The following is a 391-nucleotide window of genomic DNA, read 5'->3' as shown; positions in this document are numbered from 1 at the left end:
CAGAGCGGGCCAGCCCCTTCGATATCCTGACCGTTAAAGTTCAGCTCTGTCGTATCGGCAATGCACAGCACCACCGGCAACTGCCCCATGCGTGCCGTGGTACGGTCCCAATGCGGCTGCATCATGTGGCGCCAGTCGATGTGCTCATTGCCCAGAAAGCGATATGCAGCGATCGTCTCTGACCAGCCTTCGCACGCGCCCGGAATGCTGGCCGTGGGCCGGCTGGCGAACCGTTTGAGCAGTTCCTTCGCGCGCCGGTCTCGCCGTGGATCACCCAAATCCAGCGTCTCAAATTCCTCGTCCACCCATGCTCCTGCGTCGTCTCGGATCTTCATGCTGAAAATCCGAGAGTAAACGCGAAATCCGCACAGTTAACAACCCCCTTGTGGCT

The 391-nt window shown here is 59.6% G+C and carries 1 protein-coding gene; it reads right to left on the bottom strand.

From position 1 onward, the window contains the following. Positions 1 to 335: IS4/Tn5 family transposase DNA-binding protein (locus ACSQ83_RS35955; protein ID WP_436231382.1), on the bottom strand; the 335-nt coding region annotated here is incomplete at its 3' end. Positions 336 to 391 lie beyond the last annotated feature (56 nt).

The organism is Caballeronia sp. LjRoot29, assembly GCF_964252755.1.
Lineage (GTDB): Bacteria > Pseudomonadota > Gammaproteobacteria > Burkholderiales > Burkholderiaceae > Caballeronia.
This window is presented reverse-complemented; position numbering and strand designations above follow the sequence as displayed.